A 22,726-nucleotide genomic window follows, 5' to 3' on the forward strand; every position below is an offset into this window, starting at 1 on the left:
TGCGATGCTCGCAACCGAATCTCTCGTGTCGCCACCCTCGCCCACCACATGGGCCATGACCGACGATCAACGCAGCCTTCACGCGGCCAGCCAGCGCTTTGCCCGGGAGCGGCTGGAGCCTCTGCTGGCCAAGCCGCCTACGCCAGCGGCTTGGGAGGAAACCGTTGAGCTGGCCGCGACACTCGATCTCGGGACAATGATCCTGCCGGCACGCCGAGGCGGCCTGGCAGTCGAGCGCCACGAGCTGTCTCTGGTCATCGAGGCCCTCGCTGCAGGCCCCCTTGAGCGGGCGGCGGAACTCACCCTTAGCGCGCCAGCGCTCATGACGCTACGCGCGCATGACGCACTCGACTTGCTCCCCCCGCGCCCAGTTGGCGACTACTTCGACGGTGCAATCCCGCTCGCGCTGACTGTGCCGAGCACAGAAGCCGCTGTGCAATGGCGCCTGCGCCAAGCCGACACGCCAGGGCTCACGATGCAAATCGACGACCTCGACCGCCAGCGTCTCATCCTTGCACATGTCGCTCCCTCTCCAGTCACTTGTCGATGCGGGCGCGCCATCACGCTCGGCGACCTCGTCCTCGAGCAGTCGAATCTCGAGCAGATCGCGGCAGCACCGCCGCTCGCCACGATCGAGCAGCTCGATCGGAACGGGACGTCGCCTGCGCAGACCTGGCTCACGGAAGTCGGTCTCTATCTTGCCGCGCTGCTGACCGGCGCGATGCAGCACAGCGTTACGTTCGCGCTCGATTACGCGACATCGAGACTGGCCTTCAAAAAGCCCTTGGCGAATCATCAGCTCGTTGCGACACGGCTGGCCGATATGCTGATTGCCACCCACGGCGCACACCTCTTTCTACGCCATGTGACAACCACCGAACCACCCGCACCTACAGCGCTTGTGCGTCAACTAATTGGCCATGTTGCCGCCGAATCCGTTGACGTCAACCGCGAACTCGTCCAACTCTGCGGCGGCCACGGCTATGTCGAAGGACTGCCGCCGGCCGCGCGCTTCCAATCCAGCCACTGGTTCGCATGGCTGCTCAGGCAAATCGACGCGGCGCTCGGACGGTTCCCGATGTCCGCCTCGTCCGGGACTCGGGCGGGAGCGTGCGCATGAGCGATCATGCCCACCCGCACAGCCCCACCACGTTCTCGGCGGGTGAGGCGTTGCCATTTACGGGCTATTGGCTGCGCGAACCGAATCGGGACGACGTCCACGACATCGCCGCCTGGCTCGCGCAACCCACCATCAATCGATGGTTCGACTTCGGCCTCGGCCGACAAGCACTGACCGCGCTCGCCGTGCTCGCGATGCTGCAAAGCAGACGGCACCGAATACGTGTGTTCGGCCCGACCGGGTATCGCGCCCCAAGCGGTCTGGTCGCTGTCAGCGACATCACGCATCGCTTCGCCACGGGCTCCTTCTGGGTGCTGCGCGACAGCCAGCGGCCCGCCTACGCGGACATGACTTATGATGCATCGAGATCTGTCCTGCGCGAATCGTTCGAGTGCGACAAGCTGCACTGCATCACCGCATGGGCGGTCGAGACAAACGTTGCGTCACAGCGCCTGCTCGGGCGGCTCGGATTTCGTACGATTGGGCTGCAACGCGCTTGCCATCTCGTCGATGGCAAGCGGCTCGGTCGGCTGCTTTACGACCTCTTGCGGGACGATCTCGCCGCACCTTCTCGCACATCATGAAGAATGCGCCCCTGATTACGGCGCTTGCCGTCTATGTACCGCCTCCTGTCGCACTGGACCGTTGGCAGGACATTGAGCCTACGCCTCATGAGACTGCGCCATCGGGCTGGGATGCCTGGATCGCGTCCTGGCGCCGGGAATATGGCGCCAGGACGGCAACGGCGAAGGAGGCGGCGAGCACTGACCTAAACGATGCAAGCGCCGAAGGAGCGAGCAACCCACGTGTCGATCGGGCGCCCGTCGAGCTCGAAGCCGATCAGTCGGGGCTCGCCGCCAGGGTGACGCATGCAATCTGTGCAGCGCGGCATCGGGAGGCCGCTTCGATCGACTTCGTGATCTTCTGTCACACAAGTCTGAACGAACACGTCTCCACCACCGTCGCCGGGCGCTTGCGAACGATCGTCGGCACACCCTGCTTTCCGTTCTCCGTGTCGCAACAGCAGGGCGCGTCCTTGTTCACCGCGCTTCAGCTCGCCACGGATCTGCTGATCGCGGAACCCGATGCCCGCACCATCCTGATCGTGGCCGCGGAAAAATGGTGCCCGCCGTTTTCGCGATGGACCGGGCAGGCGATATTGCACGGTGACGCGGCCGGGGCAATTCTAGTGGAGCGGCCCGCGCTCGCTACACGCGGACTCCAACTGATCGACGCATCGGCTCACCCCCTCCACCGGGCTTCGGCTCACCCACCGCTCTCGCGTGCGGGTATCGAGTGCGTGTGGGCGCCCGCCCTCCTGTCGACAATCGATGCGATGTTGGCACGACACGGCCTTCACTCAAACGGTCTGGCAGCTACGGTCGGACAGGCCATCGATCCAAAGTTGGACGATCTCGTGTGCCGGCATCTTGGCGTTTGCTCAACCGAGCCCCGGCGCTGCGCGTATCTGGGCGCGGCCGACTCCATCGTACGACTGGCTCGCACCCTCGGCTCGCACAGGTTCACCTCGCAAGATCGAATTCTTATGTGGGGAATCGGCTTGGGCGGTTACACAGGATGCGCATTGCTGGCAGCACACGGCTTCCCATCCATATTGGGCGATGTCGATAGCCACAACTCGGCATGACTGTTTCCATCGGCATCCCGTACGTCGCATACTATCTGCCCGAGCAGATCGTTGACGTGCGAACCTGGGCTCAGAGAACGGGACAATCAGGCGGCACCATTGCACGCCTGGAGCGAGCGGGCGTACGTCATTTCCGCGATGCAGGAGAACGAACGGCGTTTTCCCTCGCGGCTAGCGCCGTCGAGTCCCTGCTGAGCACAGCCGCGCTTGCCCCTGACACGGTCGACTCTCTCGTCTACGTCCATACGCTGCAAGGCAGCATCGCGCCGCCGCCCCAGTCCCTGCCGCGTCTGCTCTGCGAACGGTTCGGCTTCGCACACGCCGACGCATTCTCATTCGCCCAGCAGCACTGCGCATCGTCCATCGGTGCCTTGCGGATTATCCGCGCGATGTTCATTGCCCGTCCGGCCGTGCGCCGCGTTTTGCTAGTCGGAGCCGACGTGATGCCACTCGCTGCCGAAAGACTGATGGAAGCGGCGGGCCTCTTGAGCGATGGTGCGTGCGCGGTGCTCGTCGAACGCGACGCCCAGATCAATCGCTTGGTCGCACTGGCAAGCCACGCGAGCGGCAATGGCTGGCGCGGAATGCTCGCAGGAGAAGAGCAGCGCTTTGCCGCGCAGTATTTTTTCACGGCTAGACGGCTCATTTTGCAGGTCACCGACCAAGCCCATGTGCCCCATGTCAAGATACAGCGCATTCTCCCGCCCCACCTCGATCTCCCGGCATGGCGTCGAATCGTGACGTCCCTCGATCTTCCACCAACGTGCCTGTTCGCACGCAACTTCGCCCGCATTGCGCACGTGACAGTAAGCGATCCATTTATTAATCTTGCAGATTGCAACGATTTGATGCCGGGCGAGCCTTTCCTGCTGTGTGCTCGCGGCGTCGGCGGATTCTCCGCAACCGCCCTGTTGGTACGCTAGTAGGCCTGATCGAGTTAGCGCCAGTTTCGCGAACGGACGGCACAACGTCGATCGCCGCGGGAGCGATGATTTCCGTTGAAAGCTAAAATTCGGCTTTTCTCAATCAAATATTACAATTTATTTAATTCTCCGCTGACATTTTTCTATTGGTTAGCATTCTCAGCGCGAACGCTCTTAGATAGCCACCGGATGTTATAAAAAAATCATGAGCGACATCGAGACGGATTGACGTCCAACACCACATTCCCCCACAATGCAAGCAGCATTGATACCGAACGCCCAACGCTCCCATCGAATAATTCACTCTGAATAGCGACGAGCCGAAGCGAGGTGACAACCGTGAGCCCAATCTTTCGACATCGGGCGAACCGAAAACAGTTCATCATATCCAATACGGACTTAGCAGCACGAATGACCCCGCTGCTTAAACCGTTTTCGGACTCGCGCGACCTGCCATCCCTCACGAACTTGTTTGGTGAGACAGTGCGTTCGCTCGGCTTTCCGTGCTACGCCATCAGCCGCATATCAAGAACTCGCTCACGCCCCAGGCCTCGGGTAGACGTAGAGACAATTTGCACACATTATCCCAATAATTGGGTGCAACACTACCTGCAACACGACTACGGATCAGTCGATCCGGTACACCGTGTAGCCTTTACTCACTGCGTACCCTATCGCTGGAGCGATATTACCGTCTTGAATCGTGCCGAGCGGCGCGTTCTCGGCGAAGCGAGCGATGCCGGACTGTCGAATGGACTGAGCATTCCCATTCATGAGCCGGCAGGTGATGTTTTGCTCGTCAACCTATCCGGCCCACGATCGCGCGCGTGCACGATCCTCGACGTGCGGCTAGCCAACCTGATCAGCGTCCTGTTCCACCAAGAATTGGAACGGCTCAGGCATGTCCCGGATCGTGGCCCGGCGCTGCATCTCACCCCACGCCAGCGTGAATGTCTGCATTGGGTGGCAGAGGGTAAGACTTCATGGGAGATCAGCGTCATCCTTGGAATCTCGCATCACACCGTCGCCTATCACATTGCTGAAGCGATGAAGACGCTGAACGTTCATAGTCGAACGAAGGCCGCCGTCGATGCGTCCGTCTATGGACTGATTCAGCAGTGACTGCGCAAAAAATTCGCCACTCCCGTCCGCCGATCATCTCCACTGGTCTGCCTTGGCAGCCGCTCTGTCCGCCTTGGACTGAGTGAGTGGCCGTCCCACATACTGGATCCGAGCCCCTGGTCCGTCGGCGTCCAGACTTTAGTGCGGGTTTCAAGTACAGCGTTCGACCGCGCATGCGCTCGTCCGCATATCCTCCCTGGCCGACTAGTTCCCCCCTCGGTCCCACCTTGATAGCGTGGCGTCCATTGACATTCGAGGAGCAAGCAAATGCACGACCTCGTCGCCGGCAAACTCCATGACCTGCCACTCGAGATACGTCACGATCTGGGGCTCTTCCGCCACGAGGTGTTCGTTCGACGTCTGGGTTGGTCGCTGCCGGATATCCAAGGAGCCGCCGCCGTCGAATGGGATCGATTCGATGGCGAAAACACTGTTCAGATTGTCGCACTCGACTCAAGGCGGCGAGTATGCGGCTGCGCAAGGCTTATACCAACCACGGGCCAATACCTTGTCCAGGACCTGCTTCCTCGATCGTTGAATATTGATCTTCCTTGCTCGCCCACAGTTTGGGAACTCTCGCGGTTCGCCGCATCCGTCATTTCTGACGATTCACCGAGTTCGATATCGGGCATGCGGCTATTTCCCCATGCAATGGCCATCGCGGCCTCACTCGGCGCGACGCGCATCGTCGGTGCGGTAACCCGCGCTATCGCACGACTGTATCGCCGTTTTGGCCTTGAACTGCGGCAGATCGAGCCGGTTGGGGAGCGGCACGCATTGCCCTTTATGGTCTGCGCGATCGACCTCTCTGCCTTGGCGTTCGCCCATCTCGGGCACGATCCAGACAATCTTTTGAACGCGATCACGTGGTACGGGCCGCGTCCATCGACGGCTATTTCCGACATGAGCGTGGCCGTGCCCCGTCTCCGATTGTTCGACGGATTGCCTGCGTCTCCATGCGATTCGGGGATTGGCACCGAGAAAGGCGGCCAGCAGACGTGCGGCGACTGCACTCCCATCACGGGCATCACGCCACGGCGATCGTGTGGTGACGATGCCGGTTGTCGACGTCCTTCACCCAATCCGGCCTGATCGCGGACGCGTACGCTTGGCCGCTACGCGAAGCTTCACCGTTTGCCTGCATGCTCAATCGCAGGCGTTCATCGATCGCGTGCGCCACCGTGGAAGACTTTGGAGGATGACGGCGATCACAGTCCGCCCAGAACACGTACATCGCGTCGAACAATACCGACAGTATCGACGTCAAGTAAGGCAATCGGACCGTCACGCCGTTCCCTGATGCGCTGCCTTCGGGCTGATAGAAGTGCGTATCGATTAGCTCGGGTGGAAGCTTGATTCGCAGGGAATCGAGCTCACGTTGCAAACGGTCTTCGACGCGATAGTGCGCGGTGGCGGAATTTGCCAGCGCGTTCCGGAGTTCGCACAGCTTCTGGTCTTTCAACTGAATGCATCTTGTGAGCTGATGGATTTCCGTTTCCGCACGCCGCAAGTGATCATGCAAGGCTGCACAATCGCATGATCGCGTTGAGCCCGGCTTCTCATCGCCAAAATGGCACGCTCTTTCGCCTCGCTCCATAGCTTGCCTCGCCTTGTACCCGGCGCATTCATGCACCGCGTAAGCACCTCGACCGCGAACACAAAGCCCGGCGCTGCGTAGCGGCCGTGCTGGCATCGTCTGAACCCAAACAGCGAAAGCACGGAGCAATCCGATCAGGACGCGTACGATCACGGAGTGGGTATATACGTTTTTCGTTTTTTCCCGGTTCAATGTCAACTACGAAACTAAGCTGGATATTGCCATCCGCGCCCGGTCAACTATGCAGCGAATGGCTTAACTGCCGGCGACGTCTATGGCGCAACGTATCGGTATCGGCCCGCGAATCCCATTGTTGAGAGCATGACGTTGATGACCGACGGTCCTTCCTGTGCGACGACGGGAGACATTACTATTCGATCGGTTGACGACGCCTACCAAGTGACGCTGTCCCGCCGCTGTCGATAGGACTCCGATCGCCTATGCGCGCGACCTGGATGGTGCGAGAGCCGCGCCAGCGGTCAACTAGCACAGAGCATCGTTGGCCGACAATCCATCGATTTCGACAGCGATCGCCTAGCGCTCGCCCGGCGGGTAGCTAGATGGGTAGCTGCGTGGGTGAAGCCTCACACAGACCCATATCTGACGCGCCTTACATGAAACTTCCTGAATCAACGGCACGTTTTATGGCACGCAACGCGCGACGAGTTTCGAGAAGTGGCACGACGAGACGCCCGAGGATTTCGTCTTTTCGCTAAAGGCTCCGCGTTTCGCCACGAATCGACGTGTATTGGCCGAAGCCGGTGATTCCATCGAGCGTTTCTTTGGAAGTGGCGTGCTCGCGCTCAAGGACAAGCTTGGGCCGGTCAACTGGCAGTTCGCCACGACCAAGCAGTTCGATGCGGAGGATTTCGACGCGTTTTTAACGTTACTGCCGAAGAAAGTGGACGGTCGCGCCATTCGCCATGCCGTCGAAGTCCGGCACCAGAGTTTTCGGCATCCCGAGTTCGTTTCGCTCTTACGTGAGCATGAGGTGGCCGTGGTCGTGGCTGGAGATAGCGAGCACCCGCAGATTGCCGACGTAACGGCGCCGTTCGTCTATGCCCGCATCATGGGAACGGTCGAATCGGAGGACCTCGGGTATTCGGATCAGGCGTTGGATGCGTGGGCATCGCGAGCTAAAGCGTGGGCCGCCGGGGAAGCCCCCGATGATTTGGAAATCGTCGCGCGCTCTACCGAGAAGCCGGCCCCGCGCGATGTCTACCTGTACGTGATCAGCGGTTACAAGGTGCGCAACCCTTCCGCGGCGATGGCCTTGATCGAGCGCATCGCCTAATCCGGCGCGTCGTCCTCGCGAATGAGCTTGGCGCCGAACAGGCGCGACCGTGCCGTCTGATTCTTCAACGCATTCTCCAGATTGCGTTGCGCGATTCGCGCATGCTCGCGCATCAACGCTTCGGCACGCCCGCCCTCGCGACGCTCGATCGCATCGAGTACGGCGCGATGTTGCGCCTGGGCGACGATGAGCACTTGATAGGCATCGCGCGCGACCGACTGTACCTCGACGAACCCACTCGGCGATGCGAACGGCAACGCCATCGCCTTGGCAAGCTGACGCTCGACGACACTGCTCGTGCAGGCCGATGCGAGCAACCGGTGAAATCGCTCGTTGAGCTGGACGTAACACGAGAACTTCGCCTCGCCCATCTTCGGCGAGGCGAGCACCTCGTCGATGTCGTCCACGCATTCGCGCAGCGCGCTCATCGTCTCCGGCGCTACACCACGTTCGGCGGCAAGCCGCGCAGCCATCCCCTCGAGGGTGCCGCGCAACTCGATCGCATCGAAGATCTCGGCGCGGCTAAACGAACGGACCGCATAGCCGCCCGAGGGCACGGCTTCGAGCAGGCCCTCGTCTTGTAACCGCATCAGCGCCGCACGCACGGGCGTGCGCGACATGCCGAGGCGGTCCACGGCCCAAAGTTCGGTAATGCGCGCACCCGACGCGACCTCGCCTGCGAGGATCAGCTCACGCAGCCCCAACTGGGCCTTGACCGTTTGCGACGCACCGGACGATGCGGCCGCATCACCCGAGCTTCCGTCGAATAACTCCATTGAACGACTCCAAACGACTCCATTCGAATCCTCGCACTCGTCTCCTCGTTCGATGCGCGGCGAGCCTTGCATTCAGAGATCGAGCACCAGCATCGCCGATTTCGACCGCGAGCAACAGGGCAAGAATCGGTCGTTCGCGGCTTTCTCTTCGTCCATCAAATAGACGTCGCGATGATCGGGCTCACCCGACAAAACGCGCGTCAGACAAGTGCCGCATACGCCTTGCTCGCACGACGTCGGCACGTCGACCCCCGCTTGCGCGAGCGCTGCGACGACCGTCGTCCCAGCCGCGACATCGACCACCCGGCCCGTGCTCGACAGCTTCACCTGAAACGCGCCGCTTTCTTGCGCTCGCGTGGGCGCGGCGGCAAAAAACTCGCGGTGCACGTTCGCATCGTCCCACCCCGCGGCCTTCGCCGCTTCGATCACTGCGGCGATGAAACCCGATGGACCGCATACATAAAGATGCGTATCGGAGCCGGCTTGCGCGAGCAACGCGTCGAGCCGCAATCGTTCGCCGTGCGCGGCGTCATCGAAGTATAGATGAACGCGGTCGGCCAATCGCGGCTCGGCCAGCCGATCGAGAAACGCAGCACGCGCCGCGCTGCGCGCGCAATAGTGCATTTCGAACGACGCTCCCGCGCGGTCGAGCACATCCGCCATCGATACGATCGGCGTGACGCCGATGCCTCCCGCCAGCAATATCGAATGGCGAGCGTGCGCGTGCAGCGGAAAGTGGTTTTTCGGCTCGCTGATTTCGAGCAAACTCCCCTCTTCCAACGCATGCATGGCGATCGATCCGCCCCGAGAGTTTGCATCGCGCAGCACCGCTATCATGTAGCGATGCGACTCGCTCGGGCTATTGCAAAGCGAATACTGCCGCACGAGCCCGTCATGAAGCACGACGTCGATGTGGGCGCCGGCGGAAAACGAGGGCAAGGCGGCACCGTCGGGACGCACGAGTTCGAACGCGTAGATGTCGGTGGCTACGGCGAATTTTCGGGAAACGTTGACTTGCATGGCCGCCCCCGATTTCACGAAGCGACGCCAAGCGCCGCCTGGTTCCGCGCGATCAAGCGATCAAGCACGCGGCGCGACTGCACACCCCCTGCATCGATGTTCAGCTTCAAGAGATTGCGCTCCGGATAGTCGAGCAGATTGCGTTGCTGCGCCTCGAGCATCGCAAGGTCCTCCGAAAAGATCTTTCCTTGGCCTTCTCGAATCTTCTCCGTGAGCTCGGCATCGCCGGGACGAAAATTGCGCGCCATACCCCAGAAGTACCAAATCGACGTCTCGGTCTCGGGCGTAATGAAGTCGACGACGATACTCGACGCCTTGTATCGCGCATCGGCGTGATATCCGCCGTGACCCGCGTGCGCGACGCCCACCTCGATCATCACGTGGCTCGGCGGCGTAAAGCGGCAGATCTGCCAGCGATCGCAAGGCACGTCGTCCGCCAGCCCGTTGCCGCGCAGTGCCGCCGCCCAAAACGGCGGCGGCATGATGTTCTCCATGAAGCGGCTCGTCACGACGGTGTCGCCCTCGGTTTTCGTCTGCGGAGCGGACTCCTCGATCTCCGCCTGCCCGATGCTCGACGCATGCACGTAGGTCTCGTGCGTGAGATCCATCAAGTTGTCGATCATGAGCCGATAGTCGCAAGCGATGTGATACAAGCCGCCGCCGTACGCCCACTCGGGGTTGTCGGCCCACTCGAGCGGATGGATCGCCGCCGGATCGGCGAGGTCCGCGTCTCCCGGCCACACCCAGACGAACCCATAGCGCTCGACAGCCGCAAAGCGGCGCGTCGCGGGGAATCCGCCTACGCGCTGGCAAGGCATCGACGCGCACTTACCATGAACGTCGACCGTCAGACCGTGATAACCGCATACCAGTTGACCGTCGCGGACGAAACCGAGCGAGAGCGGCGCGCCGCGATGGGGGCAGAAGTCCTCGAGCGCCGACACCGTACCGTCCGGACCGCGAAAGAAAACCATGCGTTCATCGCAAATTCGCCGGCCGAGCGGCCCTTGCGCGATCTCGTCCGGCGTGCACGCCACGTACCAAGCGTTCTTCAAGAACATCAGCCGTCTCCTCATTTGTATACAATTTTTACCAAAGAACGTATGCAACGCAATGGCAGCAAGGCCTCGAACAACCAACAAACCCATCAATTACGGGTTTTTTACGTTCACGAAGCCGAACGCGAAGCACGATCGATACGTTCAATTCGCTTCATTGTATACATTGACATGAAGTTCGCCAGATCAATCCGGTCGATCTCGGGTAAACGACTAGGACTCGAACGGCTTCAGGCGTACCCACCGGCTCAAAGCCCCCATCTCGACAAAATCGATAGTCGACATATTTGTTATGTGCTATAACTTTCTGCAGCAACCTAGAACGATTTCAAACAGGAGACATAGGGACATGACCGACATTCCACGCAATCCGCTCATCGATGAAGACGTCTGGACCGGCCGCTTATTCGGCGGGCCGGACGGCCGTTGGTATACAGCCGGCGAAACGCGAGACGTCACGGAGCCCGCCACGGGCGAACGACTCACCAACATCGGGCTTGCCCGCGCGGCGGACGTCGCGCGGGCCGCGAAAGCCGCCGCCGCAGCGCAACCGGCCTGGGCCGCACTGCCTGCGCGCGACCGAGCCGCGATCATGCGCCGCGCAGCCGCGGCACTCGAGCGCGATCTCGCGCACGCCGCGCGCTATATCGCCCGGGAAACAGGCGGCATTCCGGCCAAGGCACAACTCGAAGTCGCCGAAGCCGCGACGCAGCTCCACATCGCAGCAGGTCTGCCCCTGCAACCGCAGGGCCTGGTTCTGCCGTCCACCGCCGGGCGAACGAGCTATGCGCGGCGCGTCCCCCACGGGGTCGTGGGCGTGATTTCTCCGTTCAATTTCCCGCTGATCCTGTCGATGCGCTCGGTCGCGCCGGCCCTCGCTTTGGGTAACGCCGTCGTGCTCAAGCCCGACCCGCAAACGCCCGTCAGCGGCGGTTATTTGATCGCACGCGCGTTCGAGGAAGCGGGATTGCCGCCCGGGGTGCTGCAAGTCGTGCCGGGCGATGCCGACGCCGGCCAGGCCGTCGTCGAAGCGCCCGAGGTGCGGATGATTGCATTCACGGGCTCGACCGCCGCGGGCCGTAAGGTCGGCGAACTCGCAGGACGATTGCTCAAGAAGGTATCGCTCGAACTGGGCGGCAAAAACACCCTGGTCGTGCTCGACGATGCCGATCTCGATCTCGCTGCCAGCAACGCGGCATTCGGCGCATTCTTCCACCAAGGGCAGATCTGCATGGCCACGGGCCGCATCCTCGCGCATCGCACGATTGCGGCCGAGCTGACGCGGCGCCTCGTCGAAAAGGCCAACACCTTGCCCGTCGGCGATCCGGCCAGCGGCACGGTTGCCATCGGCCCGCTCATCAACGCCCGGCAATTGCAACACGTCGATTCGATCGTGCGTGCATCCGTCGAAGCCGGGGCCGTCCTCGAAGCCGGCGGTACGTACGAGCGGCTCTTTTACAAACCGACCGTGCTCTCCAACGCGCGGCCCGGCATGCGGGCATTCGACGAGGAAATCTTCGGGCCCGTGGCCGTCGTCACGCCGTTCGACAGCGACGACGAAGCCGTCGAACTCGCGAACCAGACCGAATACGGGTTGTCCTGCGCGGTCATCGGCACCGCTGTCGCCCGCGCCACGGCAATCGGAGAACGTCTCCGATGCGGCCTATTGCACATCAACGGCACGACGGTAGCCGACGAATGCGTCAACCCGTTCGGCGGCCGCGGCGACTCCGGCAACGGCGGCAGCATGGGCGGCCCGGCCGATGCCGAGGAATACACACAGTGGCAATGGGTCACGGTAAAGGGCGCGGTGGAGCGCACACCGTTTTGACTCGTCCCGAACCGGCACCGGTGCCGGCGGCCTTAATCATTAGAGTGCGATTGGAGACGAAACCATGAAAATCAGAGCCGCGGTGGTCCGCGAAAAAGGCGGCCCGCTTTCGATAGAAACGCTCGAACTCGAAGCGCCACGCGACGATGAGATCCTCGTGCGCGTCGTGGCGACCGGCGTCTGTCATACCGATGTCGTCGTACGCGACGGTTTGCTGCCGACGCCGCACCCGGTCGTGCTCGGGCACGAAGGCGCCGGGATCGTCGAGCAGGTGGGACGCAACGTGAGCAAAGTCGTACCGGGCGATCCCGTCGTCATGACCTACGATTCATGCGGCACATGCCCGGCCTGCTCCGCACATGCGCAGAGTTATTGCCACGCGTTCTTCCCGCGCAATTTCTTTGCGACGCGCTCCGACGGCAGCAGCGCAATCTCCAAAGACGGCGAGCGCATTCACGGCAACTTTTTCGGTCAGTCGTCGTTCGCGACCCGTGCGCTGTGCCATGAGCGCAATGTCGTCAAAGTCCCGGCGGACGTTCCGCTCGAGTTGCTCGGCCCACTCGCCTGCGGCGTGCAGACAGGCGCTGGTGCCGTCCTGAATGCGTTGCGTGTGCCAGCGGGGGCTTCGTTTGCGATTTTCGGTGCCGGCTCGGTCGGCCTATCGGCCGTCATGGCCGCCCGCGTGGCCGGCGCGACGACGATCGTGGCGATCGATTTGCACGACGCACGACTCGATTTCGCACGCAGCGTCGGCGCAACGCATACGCTCAACCCCGCGCGCGACGACGTCGTCGCGGCGCTGACGGACCTGACCGGCTACGGCGTCGATTACACGCTCGACACGACCGGCAACGCGAAGGTCATTCGGCAAGCCGCCGACAGCCTCGCTCCGCATGGAACGTGCGGCATACTCGGCGCCTCGCCACCCGGTACGGAAATCACGCTCGACGCCGTGCACTTCATGAGCGGCGGGCGGCGCGTGATGGGTATCGTCGAAGGCGAGTCGACACCGGACACGTTCATTCCCACGCTGATCCGCCTGTATCGGCAAGGGATGTTTCCATTCGACCGCATGGTGAAGTTCTATTCGTTCGATCAAATCAACGAGGCGATCGCCGATTCGCTCGAAGGCAAAACGATCAAGCCGATCGTGCGGATGGAGTAGAAACGAAAGCCCGCCGCGCAACGCAGGATCGCACGGCGGGTTTTTATGACTCGCGCGACATTCAGCGCGGCGCCATTCTCAAGGCGCCGTCGAGCCGAATGACTTCGCCGTTCAGCGCGACGTTGCCGACGATATGCAGTGCAAGATCCGCGAACTCCTCCGGCTTGCCGAGCCGTTTCGGGAAAGGAATGGATTGCGCGAGCGATTGTTGGGTTTCCTCCGGCAACGCATAGAGTAGCGGCGTCAAAAACAGTCCCGGCGCGATCGTGACGACTCGCACGCCGTACTGAGCAAGATCGCGCGCAAGCGGCAGCGTCAAAGAAACCAGTCCGCCTTTCGAAGCCGCGTACGCCGCCTGCCCGATTTGCCCGTCATATGCCGCAACCGATGCCGTGCAGACGATCACGCCGCGCTCGCCGTCGTCCAACGGCTCGCCACCTGTCATGCGTGCCGCCGCAAGCCGGATGACATTGAACGTGCCGAGCAAGTTCACGTTGACGATGCGCGCGAAATCCTCCTGCGGCATCGCGCGGCCATCGCGCCCGACGAGCCGTTTCGCACCGCCGATACCCGCGCAGTTGACGAGAATGCGCGCCACGCCGTGCGCGCGCTCACCGGCATCCAACGCGGCATCGACCGACTCGGCATCGGTGATATCGCACCGCGCCGCCCGTGCCGCGCCGTGTCCCAATTCTTCCGCGAGCGCGTGCAGCGCGGACTCGTTGACGTCGAGCAGCGTGACCCGCGCCCCCGCCGCCACCAATGCGCGTGCCGTCTGGGCTCCGAGTCCCGAAGCGGCGCCCGTCACGACTGCCGCCTGGCCATTTGCATTCATCGATTTCTCCTGTTTTCGACGCGTGAATTGCCCGGCGATTCAAGCCGCCGGTGCAGACGATGCGCCGTCCAGCGCGAGCAACCTCACGGCGTTTTCCTTGAGCAGCAGCGAATGCACCTCCGGCTTGAACCCCGCCTTCTGGAAATCTTCCAACCAGCGGTCGGGGCGAATCAGCGGGAAATCGGAAGCGAACAGCATGCGCTCTTTCAAAAGCGTGTTCGCATACTGAACGAGCTGAGGCGGAAAGTACTTCGGCGACCATCCCGACAAGTCGATATAGACGTTCGGCTTGTGCAAGCAAATGGAAAGCGCTTCGTCCTGCCAGGGCCACGACGGATGCGCGATCACGACCTTCATATCGGGGAAATCGGCGGCCACGTCGTCGAGGTAGATCGGCTCCGAATACTTCAAGCGCAATCCGCCGCCACCGGGCATACCGCTGCCGATACCCGAATGTCCGCTATGAAACACCGCGGGCAACCCGTATTCGGCGATCACCTCGTAAAGCGGATATGCCATGCGGTCGTTCGCATAAAAGCCCTGCACGGTCGGATGAAACTTGAACCCGCGTACGCCGCACTCTTCGATCAACCGCCTCGCCTCGCGCACCCCCATCTTGCCTTTATGCGGATCGATGCTCGCGAACGCGATCATGATGTCGCGGTTCTCGGCCGCGAACTCGGCAATCTCCTCGTTGGGAATCCGCCTGCGCCCCATCTGGCTTTCCGCGTCGACCGTGAACATGACGAAGCCGATCTTGCGCTCGCGGTAGTACGCGATCGTCTCCGGAATCGTCGGACGTCGCCCTTGCCGCAGCACGGTCCCGAAATATTTGTCCGCGGCATCGTCGAATTCCTTACCGAACAGGTCCGGCGGCTGACAGCACGACACTTCCGCATGCACGTGCGTATCGATCGCGATCAGATTGTCGATGTCCATGCGCCTCCTTATTGATTAGTCATCCTAAGTAAACAAATTGCTTCCAGCGATGTCCTCGATGCGCTTCTAGCGGCGAGGCAACCAAATCCGCATTACCGGGTCGCCTCGATAGAGCGCATCGACAACGGCCGCGCGTTGCGACAGCACCGCGCGCTGATTGATCGAACCTTTATCCGTGATCTCCCCGGTTGCCAGCGAGGGCGGCGGATCGAGCAATGCCGCGCGCGCCACACGGTTTGCGCTGCCCGTACCTTCTGCGTAGAGCTTCTCGAGCATCTGCTGAAACACCTCGATCACACGCGCATCCGCAAAGAGGTCCGCTACGGTGCCATGCGGCAACTGTGCAAGGGAGCGGCACGCCGCCAAATTCGGTACGATCATGACCCCCACCTCATCCCGGTCATGCCCCGTGACGACGACATCTGCCACATACGGGCTCCCCACGGCGATGACGCGTTGCCGCAACGGACCGACGCTGACCCAAGTGCCGGTATTGAGCTTGAAGTCTTCGGCCACTCGGCCGTCGAAGACGAACCCGCGGTTGGGATTCTCGGGATCGAGCCAGCGCACCGCATCGCCCGATCGAAAGAACCCCTCCTCGTCGAATGCTTCTTGCGTCTGCTCCGGCGCACGCCAATATCCGGGCGTGACGTTCGCCCCGCGGTAGCGCACCTCCAGCTTGCGGCCCACGCCCTCGCCGATCGGCACGAGCTTCAGTTCGATGCCCGGCAGCGGCACGCCGATTTGGCCCGCACTCACCTCCGTCTCGGCAATCATCAGCGCGGACGGAGCTGTCTCGGTCATGCCGAGTCCTGTGTTCATGACGATCCGCTCGCCGCAATGCGCGATCGCGCTCGCATGCAGCCGATCCCATACCGGCTGTTCGAGCGCCGCGCCGGCGTAGAACTGCATGCGCAGCCGTGCGTAGAAGCGCTCGCGCAACGCCGCATCGGCTTCGAGCGCACGCGCGATTTCCTCCCAGCCCTTCGGCACGTTGAAGTAGACCGTGGGCGATATCTCGCGCAAGTTGGCGAGCGTCGTCGCGATGCCGTCGGCAGTGGGTTTGCCGTCGTCGATATAAAGCGTACCGCCGTGAAACAGTGTCAGCCCGAAGTTTTGATTGCCGCCGAACGTATGATGCCAGGGCAGCCAATCGAGGAAGACCGGCGGCGCCTCGGCAAGAAACGGCCAAACCGCCGTCTCCATCGCAAGGTTGCTCGACCACATGCGGTTCGTGTTGATGACACCCTTCGGCATCTTCGTCGACCCGGACGTGAAGAGGAACTTCACGATCGTGTCTCCGTTCGTCGCCTCACGCGCACGATCGATCGCCGAGGTCGGGCGGGTATCCAGCAGCGCGGCAAGCGTTGTACATTCGCGTCCCGCCGGAGCCGATTCGGCCACTGCGATCTCGATGTCCGTGGGCACGGCTTCGGCAATCGCTGCGGCGAAGCGAGCGCCGTCGTCGGCAAAAACGAGTCCCGGCGTAATGAGCGAGACGATGTGGCGCAGCTTGCCGAAGCTTTTGTCGAGCAACGAGTAAGCAGGGGAAATCGGTGCATAAGGAACGCCCGCGCAAAGGCACCCCAGCGCGACGAGCGCATGTTCGATCGAGTTGCCCGACAGGATCGCGACAGGCCGCTCCGAACCGAGTCCGCGCGCAAGCAACGCCTCGCCGATGCTGCGCGCCGCACGCGCCGCCTGCGCATAAGTAAGGTGTTGCCACTGCCCGTCAGCGCCGCCGCGGCGCGCGATGAACGTGCGCTCGGGCACCGCTTCCGCGTGCTCGAACAGCCGATCGATCACGCGCTCGGGATAGCCTGCGAGCTGAGTCGTCGACCGCACGCGCACGATGCCGTCGCGGCCTTCCGTCACTTCGAGAGGACCGACGCCGAACTGCACGCGCCGATAGGGGTGGGCTGCCATCGAATGTCTCCTTCCGTCCTGCCCGGCCGCGATTTCATCGATCGTCTTGTCGAGCACGTTCACCTATGGGTAACGGCACGGTGCGTCACGCGACGCACACCCGCGCGCGCATGATTGAAACTATTTCGGCCACACCTTTGCCGCCCGGTGCTCGAGAAACGCGGCCAACCGGTCTTGAGTCTGCGGATCGCTGAGCGCAACCGAAGCCATCAGCGATTCGGTCAAGAGCCCGTCCTGAATCGATTGATCGGCAATGCGCGGCAGCACCTGGGTGACCGCATAGTTCGTCGTCGGCGAATTCTGGGCAATGCGTTCGGCCAACTCGCGAGCCTTGGCGAGCCCCTCGCCGTTGCCGACCAGATATTGGGCAATTCCCGCATCGTAGCCCTCGCGCGCATCGTAGACCCGCCCCGTCAACATCATGTCGGTCATGCGCGCGACGCCGATGAGCCGAGGCACGCGCACCGACGCGCCGCCGCCGACGAACAGCCCACGGCTGCCTTCGGGCAGCGCGAAGAATGCGGACGCTTCGGCCACCCGTACATGGCAAGCCGACGCGAGTTCCAAGCCGCCACCGATCGTCGCACCTTTCAACACGGCGACGACGGGCGCCCGGCCAAATTGAATCTGCTCGAATGCCGCGTGCCACATGCGCGAATGATGCATCGCTTCGACGGTGCCGCGCTCGCGCATTTCGGCCAGATCGAGGCCGGCGCAAAAATGCTCGCCTTCGGCATGCAGCACGATGGCGCGGACCGTATCGGGCATCGTTTCAAAGGCGCGCCGCAGTTCCGCGACGAGCGGGTCGCTGATCGCGTTGCGTTTCGAGGGCCGGTTCAGGCAGACGAACGCCAGAGAGCCCGTGCATTCGACCTTCAGGAATTCGTAAGAGGGTTGTGTCATATCCACCACCAAGCGGTTATCCGTTACTGATTGCAATAGTTATATCACATAACTAGATGGCGCGACAAACGTTCTCGGACGCTGGCTTCGCGGCGGTGCCGGCACGAATTGCGCGCGCGGCGGCATGTTATGATCGACGCGCTTTCCCACCCGCTCTCCGATCATTTTTCCCCAACGCTTATGTCTTTGATGCTGCCCTCTTCCGGCGACGACGCGAGCGAGCAGGCGGATCAATCCGCATTGCTCGATCTCGCCGGCTACAACATCCGGCGCGCCTATCTCGTCATTCAAGCGTTGTTCGACCAGGAGATGGAAAAGCACGACTTGCGGCAGGCCGAGTTCTCGGTGCTATCGATCGTGAGAGGAAACCCCGGTATCAATCAGCGCGCGCTCGCCGATGCGCTCGCGGTGGCGCCGCCGAACCTGGCCACCTTGCTGGACCGTTTGGAAGCGCGCGGGCTCGTGGCGCGCCAACGCAGCACCGAAGATAAGCGCGTGCAGCACGTCGAGTTGACGACGCAAGGGGTGCGGCTCTATAGCCGCGCGCTCAAGGCTGCGGGCACGGCCGACGCGCAAGCGCTCCAGCATCTAAGCGAGGCCGAGCGCGAGCAACTGAAGACCCTGCTGCGGAAGATCTTCGTGGAGTGAATGCGCCGCAGCGGCAGGCAGACGGCATAGCCTTGGCGCAATATCACCTCGATCGCCGCGGCACCCGGCATTCGAGCGGCCGAATCAAAACCGCGTCTGCAACCCGATGCGCCCGATGAACTGAGACGGGCTGCTGGACGCGACCATGACGTCGTTGACCTGCGCGTTGGCGCCGGCATTGGCCCGCTGATAGACCGCCGCGACATAAACGTTGGTACGCTTCGAGAAGTTGTACTGCAATTCCGCAGTCAGTTGGTGAGCATGATTGTTGTTCACTACCTGGTTGCCTTTCATGTATGAATAGACCCCGCTGACGAGCCACGGGCTATTGAACGAGTACGCCGCGCCCAGCTCCGCTTGCCAGACGCTCGCGCCATTGAGTTCGTTGCGCACGGTCGTGAACAGTGCCGTCGTGACGACTCGGCCGATGTGATAATGCGCCCCCACGCCCCAGTTCCGCACGCTGTCCTGCACGCCGGCGACAGCGGTCTTCGTCAGCGTATAGGCGGCGTTCGCGCCGAACGGTCCGTTGATGTAATTAAGCCCGAAGCTTTGCGCGTTGCCGGCGCCGATCGAACCGGCCACGTTGCCGAAACCGTACATGACGCCCGCGGAAAAGCCCCCGATCCTGGGGCTCAAATACTTGACCGAGTTCTGCACCCGCTCGCCCGCCATGCGATCCCAGTCGAACGCACCCGTGGGATTGTTGGGCAACGCAAGACCGTTAAACGGTCCATTACGAAAATCGTAGATACCCTGGGCATAGAACGCGGCATCGTTCAAGCCGAAGAACAGCGAGTCGACCATGAAGTCGTACTGATTGCCGAGTGTTAAACGCCCCCACCGCTGATCGTCGAGCCCGACATAGGCGTTGCGCCCGAACAAGCTCTGTCCGGGCATGAACGAGCCCGAGCCGAGTTGAAACTGGTTGGTCAAATCGAACACCGCCTTCAGACCGCCGCCGAGGTCCTCTTTGCCGTCGATCTTCAGCAAGTTGGGCACCTCGATCCCGTCGTCGAATTTCACGACGCTGCTACCGCCTTGATTGCTGATATAAGACACGCCGCCGTCGATCAATCCGCTCAACGTCACGCTGCTCTGAGCAAACACGTGCGAGGCGAACAGCGCGCCGGCCGCGGCAAAAACTGCTTTGCGCTTCATTTGAGTCATCTCCTTGCCTGGTCTGGATAGGTCCCGCGGTCGTCGCCGCGGCTTTGTATTGATGAACGATCGCCGTATAGGTCAAGCGGCGTCACGCGAAGCGGCGAACGTTTCGCCCGCCGTGGCTGCACGCTTGCGCGGCGCGGTCTCGACGAGGAACAGCGCTACGACGGCGCCGCCCGCCAAGCCGGCCAGCGCGAATTCGAGCGTCGCCGGCAGCCCGAAGTGCTGCGCGATGAATCCCGCGATGACCGGCGCGAGCCCACCACCGAAAATCTCGCCCGTGCCCGATACGAACCCGACCGACGACGCGACGAGCCCGAGCGGTGCCGCTTCCGTGGCGATCGGCCCGCTCAGCAGGCCGAGCAAGCCCAAGGCGAACACCGAGATGCCGAACAGTAATGCGAACAACAATTGCGGATTGGCGCCGGTGCGGGAAAAGACATAAAGCAGGACGGCGGCGCCGACGAAGGCGATGACCGCCGCGGGGCGACGCCCGATGTAATCCGACACGCCCGCCACGCCAAACGAACCGACGAAGCCGCCGAACCCGATCGCCGATACGACGAACCCCATGGCTTGCGTATCCAGATGGAGGACCTCGACGAGATAGGTCGGGACCATGGCGCTCACGACGAAGATGCCCGCCATCGCACAAAGAATCGCGAACGTCGCGAGGATCACGTTACGGCTACGAAAGAGCTCCGACCACTTCGCCTTCGCATGCGCACGATCGGGATGCGGCAGCTCGTTCCTCGGGTGCTCGCGCAGTACCGTCGCGATCAATGCGGCGACAATCAGCCCCGGTACCGCGGAAATCATGAAGACCCAATGCCACGACGGAACGATACGCAGTAGTTGCGTCGCGACGATCGGTGCGAAGCCGAGGCCGAGCAGCGAGAACATGCTCAGCTGCAACCCTTGGTTGAAGCCGCGCCGCGACGGCAGCGAGGCCTCGCCCGTGGCCGCGACGCTCGCGGGCGTGAACGCGCCCTCCGCGACACCCATGATCGCGCGAATCAGCATCAGGCTCCCAAAGCTGGCCGCGAGTCCGGACAAGCTCGAAAGCAAAGAGAAAGCGACCATCGTCACGACGAGAATCTTCTTGCGGCCGATGCGGTCCGATACCGGCCCCATCGCAATCGCCCAAATACCCCAGGCCACGCTCAGAATCCCGATCAGACTGCCGAGTTGCTGAAAATTCAGCCCGAGGTCGCGCATCATATGGGGAAATAGCGGCGCGACGATCCAACGGTCGAGACCGACTAGGCCGAAGCCGAGCCCGAGCAGGATCAGTGTCTTGCGCTCGTAGGCGGTGTCATGCTGAAGGGGGTCGTTCATGTGCGATGTCTCCGATTGTTTCCGCGTTCGATATAGTTATTTTCGATATTTGTTATAAAGCATAACGTTTACGCCGGCGATTGCAAGCGCGCTCGACTAAGGGAAAACGCGGAAGTACGCGCCCGAGCCGGGGTCGACTCGCACGAGAAGGCGCATCGATACGGCACCCTGCGCAGGCGCTATGACCTGTGGGTGCCGTTCAAGGAGCAAATCGAGGACTGGGCGGACGGTTTGCGTCCGAGATGAAAGCGCGCTTACCGAATGACTGCCTCGGAAGCGGCGTCGACGGGTACGGGCATGAACGAAACGGAGCGGAGCGCTTTTTCGACTAGCGCACTAGATGTCCATTTCCGTGGGGCTGTCGGCGAACGAATCCACACCCGTTTCCGGCCTGCCGTCGTGCGAGAGCACGGCGGCAAACCACCGGCTGCTTTCGAATTGCGCCGTGGCGATCATGATCAGCATCGTGAGCGGGGTGGCGAGCAACGCACCCCAAACGCCCCATAGCAGTGTCCAAATACCCAGCGCGAGCAGACCGGCAATCGCGTCGATGTTTTGACCTTTGGCCTGCAGCCTCGGCAAAACGAAGTTGTGGGCCACGATGAAAATGACTTCGATGGCCACGAATACAGCGATCGCGTGCCACGCCGCCGCAAATTGCGCGAATGCCGAAAGTGCAGGCAACGCACTGGCGATGAGCGGACCGACGACTGGAATGAATGCGAGGATAAAAGCCGTCGCGCCCCAAAACGCCGTTCCTTTCAATTGGAAGGAGTAGCAGGCTCCGGCAACGGCGATGGCGATCGTCCCGTTGATCGCCATCTGCACGTTCATGTAGCTCTGGATACTGCTCGTAATGTGAACGATGATGGCTCGTTGCCTCGCCGCTCGCTCCGCATGGCGGGCGAGAATCTCGAGCTTCGGATTGTTCTCCGGGTTGGGCACGGCCAGCATGAACGCCGCGATGAGCAGGGTCAACGATATGATCTCGACCGGTTCGTGTATCCCCGACGCCAGCCACTGAACGAGCGCCGGCGCGTCGATGTGGTTGACGGCCCGGCTGAAAAACCTGGCGCCTTTCATGCCGGTCGCGTGCGCGATTCGCTGAGACTCGGTGTCGAGCCGCGAAACGATGACGGGGATTTGATGGATCACCGAGCCGACGCCCTCCGCAAGGACGTAGCAGATCACGACGATCACAGCCACCATCAGGCCGCCCATCCCTAACCGCACCGACCATAGCGGCGCCCTGGGCAGCATCCGCGCGGTAGACCGTACGACGGCATCGCCCCATATTCGCAGCAATGCCGCGAGGAAGAACGGGACCAGCACGGGTTGGAGATAGTGCACGAGCGCCATGCCGGCCGCAATGCCCGTGACGGTTGTTGCGACCGCGGACGGTGAAGTTGAATTGGCCAT

20 protein-coding genes and 1 pseudogene are annotated in these 22,726 nt (G+C 62.2%); 10 read left to right on the forward strand and 11 right to left on the reverse strand.

What is annotated here, in order from left to right:
• Positions 1-4: 4 nt before the first annotated feature.
• The 6 genes from C0Z18_RS21985 (at position 5) to C0Z18_RS22010 (ending at position 5,905) form a co-directional block, all read left to right on the forward strand.
• Positions 5-1,120, forward strand: a complete 1,116-nt coding sequence (locus tag C0Z18_RS21985; RefSeq protein ID WP_102647563.1) for an acyl-CoA dehydrogenase family protein — start codon at positions 5-7, stop codon at positions 1,118-1,120.
• The gene (locus tag C0Z18_RS21990; protein WP_102647564.1) at positions 1,117-1,704 is read left to right on the forward strand and encodes a GNAT family N-acetyltransferase; all 588 of its coding nucleotides are present in this window, start codon (positions 1,117-1,119) and stop codon (positions 1,702-1,704) included. The genes C0Z18_RS21985 and C0Z18_RS21990 overlap by 4 nt, the downstream gene beginning before the upstream one ends.
• The gene (locus tag C0Z18_RS21995) at positions 1,701-2,768 is read left to right on the forward strand and encodes a beta-ketoacyl-[acyl-carrier-protein] synthase family protein (protein WP_102647565.1); all 1,068 of its coding nucleotides are present in this window, start codon (positions 1,701-1,703) and stop codon (positions 2,766-2,768) included. Before C0Z18_RS21990 ends, C0Z18_RS21995 begins: the two co-directional genes overlap by 4 nt.
• Entirely contained in the window at positions 2,765-3,691 is a 927-nt protein-coding gene (locus C0Z18_RS22000; protein ID WP_102647566.1) for a 3-oxoacyl-ACP synthase, read from the forward strand. Before C0Z18_RS21995 ends, C0Z18_RS22000 begins: the two co-directional genes overlap by 4 nt.
• A gap of 411 nt (positions 3,692-4,102) precedes the next feature.
• Entirely contained in the window at positions 4,103-4,813 is a 711-nt protein-coding gene (locus C0Z18_RS22005; RefSeq protein WP_102647567.1) for a LuxR family transcriptional regulator, read from the forward strand.
• Between the two features lie 267 nt (positions 4,814-5,080).
• Positions 5,081-5,905: an acyl-homoserine-lactone synthase gene (locus tag C0Z18_RS22010; RefSeq protein ID WP_102647568.1), complete on the forward strand. Its 825-nt coding sequence runs from the start codon at positions 5,081-5,083 to the stop codon at positions 5,903-5,905.
• On the opposite strand, the gene C0Z18_RS22015 is transcribed toward C0Z18_RS22010, so the two are convergent.
• A complete protein-coding gene (locus C0Z18_RS22015; RefSeq protein WP_102647569.1) occupies positions 5,841-6,410 on the reverse strand; it encodes a hypothetical protein in 570 nt (189 codons plus the stop codon). The two genes, C0Z18_RS22010 and C0Z18_RS22015, sit on opposite strands and share 65 nt — an antisense overlap.
• Positions 6,411-7,038: 628 nt before the next feature.
• On the opposite strand from C0Z18_RS22015, the pseudogene C0Z18_RS22020 reads away from it, so the two are divergent.
• A pseudogene (locus C0Z18_RS22020) lies at positions 7,039-7,704 on the forward strand (DUF72 domain-containing protein); the annotation flags it as partial.
• Here the strand turns inward: C0Z18_RS22020 and C0Z18_RS22025 are convergent.
• The 3 genes from C0Z18_RS22025 to C0Z18_RS22035 form a co-directional block, all read right to left on the reverse strand.
• Complete coding sequence (locus tag C0Z18_RS22025; protein ID WP_102647571.1) at positions 7,701-8,480, reverse strand: GntR family transcriptional regulator; 780 nt, start codon at positions 8,478-8,480, stop codon at positions 7,701-7,703. The pseudogene C0Z18_RS22020 and the gene C0Z18_RS22025 overlap by 4 nt on opposite strands.
• Before the next feature lie 72 nt (positions 8,481-8,552).
• Positions 8,553-9,500, reverse strand: coding sequence for a PDR/VanB family oxidoreductase (locus C0Z18_RS22030; protein WP_102647651.1), 948 nt, complete (start codon positions 9,498-9,500; stop codon positions 8,553-8,555).
• 14 nt (positions 9,501-9,514) lie between these two features.
• Positions 9,515-10,561 (reverse strand): aromatic ring-hydroxylating oxygenase subunit alpha, encoded by a 1,047-nt coding sequence (locus C0Z18_RS22035; RefSeq protein ID WP_102647572.1) that lies wholly within the window; start codon positions 10,559-10,561, stop codon positions 9,515-9,517.
• 346 nt (positions 10,562-10,907) lie between these two features.
• On the opposite strand from C0Z18_RS22035, the gene C0Z18_RS22040 reads away from it, so the two are divergent.
• Together C0Z18_RS22040 and C0Z18_RS22045 are read left to right on the forward strand one after the other, a co-directional pair.
• Complete coding sequence (locus C0Z18_RS22040) at positions 10,908-12,389, forward strand: benzaldehyde dehydrogenase (protein ID WP_102647573.1); 1,482 nt, start codon at positions 10,908-10,910, stop codon at positions 12,387-12,389.
• Positions 12,390-12,453: 64 nt separating this feature from the next.
• Entirely contained in the window at positions 12,454-13,554 is a 1,101-nt protein-coding gene (locus C0Z18_RS22045; RefSeq protein WP_102647574.1) for an NAD(P)-dependent alcohol dehydrogenase, read from the forward strand.
• A gap of 61 nt (positions 13,555-13,615) precedes the next feature.
• Here C0Z18_RS22045 and C0Z18_RS22050 read toward each other — a convergent pair whose 3' ends face one another.
• The 4 genes from C0Z18_RS22050 to C0Z18_RS22065 all read right to left on the reverse strand — a co-directional run bounded on the left by C0Z18_RS22050 (position 13,616) and on the right by C0Z18_RS22065 (position 18,157).
• Positions 13,616-14,389, reverse strand: a complete 774-nt coding sequence (locus C0Z18_RS22050) for an SDR family NAD(P)-dependent oxidoreductase (RefSeq protein WP_102647575.1) — start codon at positions 14,387-14,389, stop codon at positions 13,616-13,618.
• 39 nt (positions 14,390-14,428) lie between these two features.
• Positions 14,429-15,328 (reverse strand): amidohydrolase family protein, encoded by a 900-nt coding sequence (locus C0Z18_RS22055; RefSeq protein WP_102647576.1) that lies wholly within the window; start codon positions 15,326-15,328, stop codon positions 14,429-14,431.
• Between the two features lie 66 nt (positions 15,329-15,394).
• On the reverse strand, positions 15,395-17,254 hold the full coding sequence (locus C0Z18_RS22060) for a feruloyl-CoA synthase (protein ID WP_102647652.1): 1,860 nt from the start codon (positions 17,252-17,254) through the stop codon (positions 15,395-15,397).
• A gap of 120 nt (positions 17,255-17,374) precedes the next feature.
• Positions 17,375-18,157, reverse strand: a complete 783-nt coding sequence (locus C0Z18_RS22065; protein ID WP_102647577.1) for a crotonase/enoyl-CoA hydratase family protein — start codon at positions 18,155-18,157, stop codon at positions 17,375-17,377.
• 189 nt (positions 18,158-18,346) lie between these two features.
• On the opposite strand from C0Z18_RS22065, the gene C0Z18_RS22070 reads away from it, so the two are divergent.
• Positions 18,347-18,805, forward strand: coding sequence for a MarR family winged helix-turn-helix transcriptional regulator (locus tag C0Z18_RS22070; RefSeq protein ID WP_233217427.1), 459 nt, complete (start codon positions 18,347-18,349; stop codon positions 18,803-18,805).
• 84 nt (positions 18,806-18,889) lie between these two features.
• On the opposite strand, the gene C0Z18_RS22075 is transcribed toward C0Z18_RS22070, so the two are convergent.
• The 3 genes from C0Z18_RS22075 to C0Z18_RS22085 form a co-directional block, all read right to left on the reverse strand.
• A complete protein-coding gene (locus C0Z18_RS22075; protein ID WP_102647579.1) occupies positions 18,890-19,966 on the reverse strand; it encodes a porin in 1,077 nt (358 codons plus the stop codon).
• Positions 19,967-20,047: 81 nt separating this feature from the next.
• Positions 20,048-21,307 carry an MFS transporter gene (locus C0Z18_RS22080; protein ID WP_102647580.1) on the reverse strand — a complete coding sequence of 420 codons (1,260 nt, stop codon included), beginning with the start codon at positions 21,305-21,307 and terminating at the stop codon, positions 20,048-20,050.
• 336 nt (positions 21,308-21,643) lie between these two features.
• Positions 21,644-22,726, reverse strand: a complete 1,083-nt coding sequence (locus C0Z18_RS22085) for an AI-2E family transporter (protein WP_102647581.1) — start codon at positions 22,724-22,726, stop codon at positions 21,644-21,646.

The organism is Trinickia dabaoshanensis (assembly GCF_002879885.1).
Lineage (GTDB): Bacteria > Pseudomonadota > Gammaproteobacteria > Burkholderiales > Burkholderiaceae > Trinickia > Trinickia dabaoshanensis.

What these genes read in the sequence shown, in the direction of transcription:
- C0Z18_RS21985 (WP_102647563.1), top strand. Translation starts at nt 5, where the DNA reads ATGCTCGCAACCGAATCTCTCGTGTCGCCACCCTCGCCCACCACATGG.
- C0Z18_RS21990 (WP_102647564.1), top strand. Translation starts at nt 1,117, where the DNA reads ATGAGCGATCATGCCCACCCGCACAGCCCCACCACGTTCTCGGCGGGT.
- C0Z18_RS21995 (WP_102647565.1), top strand. Translation starts at nt 1,701, where the DNA reads ATGAAGAATGCGCCCCTGATTACGGCGCTTGCCGTCTATGTACCGCCT.
- C0Z18_RS22000 (WP_102647566.1), top strand. Translation starts at nt 2,765, where the DNA reads ATGACTGTTTCCATCGGCATCCCGTACGTCGCATACTATCTGCCCGAG.
- C0Z18_RS22005 (WP_102647567.1), top strand. Translation starts at nt 4,103, where the DNA reads ATGACCCCGCTGCTTAAACCGTTTTCGGACTCGCGCGACCTGCCATCC.
- C0Z18_RS22010 (WP_102647568.1), top strand. Translation starts at nt 5,081, where the DNA reads ATGCACGACCTCGTCGCCGGCAAACTCCATGACCTGCCACTCGAGATA.
- C0Z18_RS22015 (WP_102647569.1), bottom strand. Translation starts at nt 6,410, where the DNA reads ATGGAGCGAGGCGAAAGAGCGTGCCATTTTGGCGATGAGAAGCCGGGC.
- C0Z18_RS22025 (WP_102647571.1), bottom strand. Translation starts at nt 8,480, where the DNA reads ATGGAGTTATTCGACGGAAGCTCGGGTGATGCGGCCGCATCGTCCGGT.
- C0Z18_RS22030 (WP_102647651.1), bottom strand. Translation starts at nt 9,500, where the DNA reads ATGCAAGTCAACGTTTCCCGAAAATTCGCCGTAGCCACCGACATCTAC.
- C0Z18_RS22035 (WP_102647572.1), bottom strand. Translation starts at nt 10,561, where the DNA reads ATGTTCTTGAAGAACGCTTGGTACGTGGCGTGCACGCCGGACGAGATC.
- C0Z18_RS22040 (WP_102647573.1), top strand. Translation starts at nt 10,908, where the DNA reads ATGACCGACATTCCACGCAATCCGCTCATCGATGAAGACGTCTGGACC.
- C0Z18_RS22045 (WP_102647574.1), top strand. Translation starts at nt 12,454, where the DNA reads ATGAAAATCAGAGCCGCGGTGGTCCGCGAAAAAGGCGGCCCGCTTTCG.
- C0Z18_RS22050 (WP_102647575.1), bottom strand. Translation starts at nt 14,389, where the DNA reads ATGAATGCAAATGGCCAGGCGGCAGTCGTGACGGGCGCCGCTTCGGGA.
- C0Z18_RS22055 (WP_102647576.1), bottom strand. Translation starts at nt 15,328, where the DNA reads ATGGACATCGACAATCTGATCGCGATCGATACGCACGTGCATGCGGAA.
- C0Z18_RS22060 (WP_102647652.1), bottom strand. Translation starts at nt 17,254, where the DNA reads ATGGCAGCCCACCCCTATCGGCGCGTGCAGTTCGGCGTCGGTCCTCTC.
- C0Z18_RS22065 (WP_102647577.1), bottom strand. Translation starts at nt 18,157, where the DNA reads ATGACACAACCCTCTTACGAATTCCTGAAGGTCGAATGCACGGGCTCT.
- C0Z18_RS22070 (WP_233217427.1), top strand. Translation starts at nt 18,347, where the DNA reads ATGCTGCCCTCTTCCGGCGACGACGCGAGCGAGCAGGCGGATCAATCC.
- C0Z18_RS22075 (WP_102647579.1), bottom strand. Translation starts at nt 19,966, where the DNA reads ATGAAGCGCAAAGCAGTTTTTGCCGCGGCCGGCGCGCTGTTCGCCTCG.
- C0Z18_RS22080 (WP_102647580.1), bottom strand. Translation starts at nt 21,307, where the DNA reads ATGAACGACCCCCTTCAGCATGACACCGCCTACGAGCGCAAGACACTG.
- C0Z18_RS22085 (WP_102647581.1), bottom strand. Translation starts at nt 22,726, where the DNA reads ATGGCCAATTCAACTTCACCGTCCGCGGTCGCAACAACCGTCACGGGC.